Raw genomic sequence first — 4,457 nt, forward strand, 5'->3', positions numbered from 1 at the left:
CCTGAAGCCCAAGGACGCCCGCACCGAACGCGGAGATGTCGGCCTCGGGCCCGTCGTTGCCGATCTCCCAGTCCGCGCCGGTACGGGCGTCCTTGGGCTTCAGGGTGAAGGCGACCTTGTGCGTGTGTGCGCTCCCGCTGCCCGTGTCGGCGTCGGCCGAGACGACCCAGGCTTTGACACCGCCCTTGACGCGGGTGTCGTGGCGCAGCTCGACGGCGAACTCCATCTGGATCTCACCGACGTCGAACCGCAACTCCTGCCCGGCGCCGCTCGCGGCGGCGGCCATGAGCTGGTCGCGGACGACCTGGACGGCCTGGGTGAGGTCGATGCGGGGGAGGTGGTCGGGGGTGGTCATGACGGGTCCTCCGTGGGTCGGGAAAGACGTTGGACGGTAAAGGAACCGGCGCCCTCGACAAGTACCGGTCCGTGCGTGATCGTGACCTCGACCTCGGGAATCCACGTCAGCGCCGAGAGATCCACGGTGACGAGTTCGTCGGACTCCAGGCGCAGGATCAGCCGCGACAGGTGCGGGAAGAACTCCCGTAGCCGGCCGGCGCCGGTGTCCTCGCCGATCCGCAGGGCGAGGTGGAGCCGGGTGACGGACGGGAGCACGGGAAGGTCGGCGGGCAGGGGCAGGAAGTCCCCTTCCCCCGAGCCGTCGACAACGCCGAGGGTGAGGGCCGGCAGGCTCGTGACGGCCCCGAGTCCGGACAGCTTCTGGGTGCCCTCCACCCCCAGCAGCCGCAGCTTCTCCAGGCCGAGACGCGCGATGCCGCTGTAGTCGTCGACCTCCGGGCACGATGCCAGGGTCAGCTGTTTCAGCGAGACGGCCTGCTCGGCGAAGGCCCGGAGATTCCTCAGCCGGCTGTTGTCGGCGATGGTGACCCACCGCGCACCCACCGCGCGTACGGCGCTCGCCATCTCCCTGGGACCCAGGTGGCCGTGGAACGCCACCGAGGGTGCGGCGCGCAGGAGGTGGAGCGCGCTGAGCTGTTCCGTGGAATGCGCCGCGACCACCAGACCGGTGGTGTCGACGCGGGCGAGTACGAGTTCCGCGTAGTCGGCCGCGTCGAAGGAGGGCCACCCGGCGACCAGTTCGGTCCGTACATCGGGCGCCGGATGCTCCGCGTACTCACGAAGTACCTGCACCGCGTGGTCTCCGCCGATGCGCCGGGCGGTCGTCACCACGGCCGCCGCCTCCTGGTCCGACAGACCCTCCGGGCCCGGCAGGAGGCCCAGTACGAGAGGGCCCGCGTCGGCCAGCAGTACCGCTTCGTCCATGTTCCTGGGCGGGACAAGCGCGTTGGCCCGCTGCTCCACCTTCCGGCGGACCTCCGGATCGAGGCTCGTGGCCTGCTCAAGGCAGGCGGCGGCAAGCAGATGGATCCGCATCCGGGTGTCGTTCGAACAGTCGGGAATCGCGTCCCCCCGAGCGACGAGCTGCGTCAGCAGCGCCGCCCTCTCACCGTCCCGGGCGTGGCCCACGGCCATCCGGACGATGTCTTCCCACTGCGGCTCATGGGCGCGTGCGGCCACCAGGTTGATGTCCTGGGCCTCGACGGCCGCCCGTGCCCCCAGATAGTCCAGAAACGTCCGATGAATGAAGTCCACCGTCATTCCCGTCGGCGCGCGCAGGAGACCGCTCCGGTGCAGCAGGAACCGGAAGACCCGTTGGGCGTCGTCGGGCGGTGCCACATGAGGCATGGCCGGCAGGAGCTGCGCGATGCGCGCGACCACATGGTGCTGGTCCGCCTCCGCGATCTCATTGCGGATCATCCAGTACGCGATCTCCTGAAGGATCTTCTGCTGTGCCTCCTCGGAGAGCACGAGACCTTCAGGAGCCCCGACCGCCCTTTCACTGTCGCGGCGTACCAGCAGCATGGTCAGTGCCGCGCCGTAGAGCTTCATCCGGCTGTCGGGGAGGAAGCCGCGCCGGTCGCGATGGAGGGCGCAGATCATCGCGCACATGAGGGGATTGGTGGCGAGCCGGGCGAGGTCCTGCTTGCGGGGGAGTGTGGACAGCAACTGCGCTTCGTACGTGTCCAGTTCGGCCCGCTCGGTGTCACGCTGGGCGATGGAGCGGGCGGCCGTGTGCCACCGGTGCACGAAGGAGGTGACGTCCCGCTGGTTCATCGGCAGCACCTGGAACTCGGCGAAGTTCCGCCGGCTCAGCCACCCGTCGTCCACCGCCGTCGGCCGGGTCGTCACCACCACGGCCGTGCGCGGATAGGCGGTGAGCAGTTTCAGCAGCCACTCCTTCGTCCGCGCGCGGTCCGCCTCCGGCATCTCGTCCACACCGTCCACGAGGAGCAGCCCCCGCCCCTCTGTGAGTACCGCGTCCATCCACCCGTGGGGCGGACTCAGTGGATGCCCCGCCGCACTCAGGAACTCCGCCGGTGCGGGCAGCGTGGCGCCGCGCACCAGTGTGCGCAGGGGCAGTACGACCGGGACGCGCCCGCCGAAGTGGGCGAGCTGGTCGGGGAACGCGTCGCGCGCCGCGTTCATGGCCAGCCAGTGCACGAGAGTGGTCTTGCCGGAACCGGCCCCGCCGCGCAGCAGCACACGCCGCCGGTTGCGCAAGGCGGTCTCGACCCGCCCGCGCTCCGGCACGGTGGGCGCGTCATCGTCCCCTTGGTCATGGTCGTGGTCGTGGACGAGTTCGAGACTCAGGTAGGCGGAGTCGAGCGGCCATCGGGCGTGCTCGGAGCGGCTGAAGTCGAGCCCGAAGATGCTCAGTTCACCGAACGTCTCCGCGACATAGGCGCAGTAGCGACTCTCGAACTCGGCCGAGATGTCGGGTGTCCGGTGCAGTAACGAGCAGTGCAGGAACTCGCCGAAGTGGATGTCGTAGAGCCTGGCGAACCGGGGGACGCTGGCCAGGCTGTGCAAGGAGACCGCGGCGAGTCGGCTGTGCTGCCAGCCCGCCGAGTCGCCGGTGACCACGCCGATGAGATGTCTGCCGGAGAAGACCGGCGCGCCGGACATCCCGGCCCACGGCGACTGTCCGTCCTCCCGTGCGGCGGGGGGAGTGCCCGCTCCCTCAAGGACGAATCCGCCGCGCACGATCCCCGACGTCGGCTTGATCGTGCCGTGGAACTGCTCGATGTCGGGCTTCTGGCCGTCGTATCGCCGCACTTGGGGATATCCGACGGAGTAGCAGTCCAGCAGTGGTGCGATGCCGGCGACGCGTCCGAACCGGTTCGGCTGGAACGCCTGGCCCGTCTCAGGGGTCACCAGCTCCTCGTCCGCGAGCAGCAGCGCCGCGTCGCCTTCGTCGGCGTCGCCGGCCCACAGCGTCCGGCAGGAGATCCGCCCGCGCCCGCCCGGCACGACGACCGTCGTCGCCACGTCCTCGCTCAGCAGGTGCCGCGCGGTGAGGACGATGCGAGTGGAGAGCAGGTAACCGCTTCCCTGTCTGGCCCCGAACACGGCGGCTATACGACCCTTGATGGCCCCCGGCCTTTCTGATCAACGACGGGTTCGACCCATCGCTGTCCCCCAAGTCCCTTGCTGGGACGGCGTGTTAATGGGCATTGCCCCCATCTGAGATGCTCGAACCGTGATTCGATTCCGGTTCGGGCTGACACCCGTCCACGACATCCAGCCATGGGGCGGCGACACCCCCTCCCTGTCCTGGTTCAGCCTGACCGACGGCTGGTACGACATCGAGGTCGACGACCGGCACCTGTTCCGCCACCCCGCCGGCGGCACGTTCGTCGACTACTACGTGGTCCGGCTCTGGGAGGACGTGCTCGACGTCCTTCCGCAGGCGCTGGAGCCGGTCCCGGCGGACCTGGTTCCCTTCATGGCCGGCGACCACACGCAGTGGCTCCCCGCCGAACGCCCCGACACCGAAACCGCTGCCACCTGGTACGGCCAACACGCCCTGGACACCGGTTACTTGCGGACCGCCCCGCACATCCGCTGGTGGCGGGCCACGGCGGAGGCCGAGGGCGACCTCATGACCGTCACCTGGACCGAGGCCCAGGACGTGGACGACGGCCGCGTCACCCTCCCCACCCCCGACTTCGTCGCCGCCGTGACCGCCTTCCACCACGACCTCCTCGCCGCCATGGAGGAACGCGTCACCGCCCTGGAGGCCACCGGCCCCCCACCCGGCGTCCACATCGACCTCCCGCACCTCCGCCACGAACAGCGGGACCGCGCGGCCTGGCTGGGCCGCGCGCTGGAGCGCGCCTGCGACACCGACTGGGCGGCCGTACGTGCCGGGGCCCGCCTCCTCGTACCTCCGCCGCCCCCGTAGCCTCGTTCCCATGCCCGACCGCCCCTGCGACCTGCGCGTGCTCATCCTCGGCGGCACCACCGAAGCCCGCCGGCTCGCCGACGCGCTCGCCGCCGAAGCCCCCCACGCGCACGTCACCACCTCCCTCGCCGGGCGCGTCGCCGACCCCGCCACCCCCGCCGCCGGGGACCTCCGCGTCGGCGAGCCGGCGGGC

At 70.6% G+C, this 4,457-nt stretch carries 4 protein-coding genes; 2 read left to right on the forward strand and 2 right to left on the reverse strand.

Annotated elements, in window-relative coordinates; all coding sequences use genetic code 11:
* On the reverse strand, positions 1-355 hold a 355-nt coding region (locus BHU15_RS35375; RefSeq protein ID WP_069630866.1), incomplete at its 3' end, for a trypco2 family protein.
* The gene (locus BHU15_RS35380) at positions 352-3,429 is read right to left on the reverse strand and encodes a serine protease (RefSeq protein ID WP_069630867.1); all 3,078 of its coding nucleotides are present in this window, start codon (positions 3,427-3,429) and stop codon (positions 352-354) included. The genes BHU15_RS35375 and BHU15_RS35380, both read right to left, overlap by 4 nt.
* 130 nt (positions 3,430-3,559) lie before the next feature.
* On the opposite strand from BHU15_RS35380, the gene BHU15_RS35385 reads away from it, so the two are divergent.
* Both BHU15_RS35385 and BHU15_RS35390 read left to right on the forward strand, forming a co-directional pair.
* Positions 3,560-4,264 carry a DUF5984 family protein gene (locus BHU15_RS35385; protein WP_069630868.1) on the forward strand — a complete coding sequence of 235 codons (705 nt, stop codon included), beginning with the start codon at positions 3,560-3,562 and terminating at the stop codon, positions 4,262-4,264.
* 10 nt (positions 4,265-4,274) lie between these two features.
* Positions 4,275-4,457 (forward strand): precorrin-6A/cobalt-precorrin-6A reductase (locus tag BHU15_RS35390; RefSeq protein ID WP_171908518.1); only part of this gene is annotated, 183 nt, incomplete at its 3' end.

Source organism: Streptomyces niveus, assembly GCF_001723055.1.
Lineage (GTDB): Bacteria > Actinomycetota > Actinomycetes > Streptomycetales > Streptomycetaceae > Streptomyces > Streptomyces niveus.